1 protein-coding gene is annotated in these 935 nt (G+C 78.8%); it reads left to right on the top strand.

Annotated elements, in window-relative coordinates:
* On the top strand, positions 1-935 hold a 935-nt coding region (locus GTW08_RS07785; RefSeq protein WP_161151685.1), incomplete at both ends, for an ATP-binding protein.

Raw genomic sequence — 935 nt, 5'->3', positions numbered from 1 at the left:
GCGGGCGGCGCCGCACTCCCCTACCTTCCCTTCTCCGAGGTGCTCGACGCGCTGGCCCGGGCGGGCACCGCGCTGCGGCCGGTGCTGCACGGGCTGCTGCCCGGCGCGGCGGAGGCGCCCCGTCCCGCGACGGGTGACGGGGACTCCGGGCGCCTACAGGTGTTCGACGCGGTGGCCGGTGCCGTGCGCGACGCGGCCGCGGCGGCGCCGCTGCTGGTCGTGCTGGAGGACCTGCACTGGGCGGACCGCTCCACCCGCGAGCTGCTCGCGTTCCTGCTCGCCCGGCTGGGCTCGCAACGGCTGCTGGTGCTGGGCACCTACCGCTCCGACGACCTGCACCGCAGGCACCCGCTGCGCTCGTCGCTGGCCGAGCTCGTCCGGTTGCCCGCCGTCCGGCGGGTCGAGCTGGGCCCGCTCACACCCGACGCCGTGCTGGCCCTGGTCCGGGCCCGGGCGGCCACCGGGGGTGTCGACGAGGCCACCCTGCGCCGGATCGCCGCCCGCAGCGAGGGCAACGCCTTCTACGCCGAGGAGCTGGTCGCGGCGGGGTCCGACGGCCTGCCGGGCGGCCTGGCCGACGTGCTGCTCACCCGGCTGGACCGGCTCGGCGGACCGGCGCGCGAGGTGCTGCGGGTGGCGTCGCTGGCCGAGCGGAGCATCCCCCACGACCTGCTGCGCGACGCGTCCGAGCTGTCCGCGGCCGAGCTGGAGGCGGGGCTGCGGGAGGCGGTCTCGCACCACCTGCTCGTCCCGGACCCGGCGCCGGGCGCGGAGTCCTACGCCTTCCGGCACGCCCTGCTCCGCGAGGCCGTCCACGACGACCTGCTCCCGGCCGAACGGGTCCGGCTGCACGCCCGGCTCACCGCGCTGCTCGCCGGCCGGGAAGACGACCCCGGGGTGGCCGCCGCGCTCGCCCGGCACGCGCTGGCCGCGCA

The organism is Pseudonocardia sp. SID8383 (genome assembly GCF_009864975.1).
GTDB classification, from domain to species: Bacteria; Actinomycetota; Actinomycetes; order Mycobacteriales; family Pseudonocardiaceae; genus Pseudonocardia; species Pseudonocardia alni.
The sequence above is the reverse complement of the archived record's forward strand: the minus strand, read 5'-3'. Positions and strand labels throughout refer to the sequence as shown.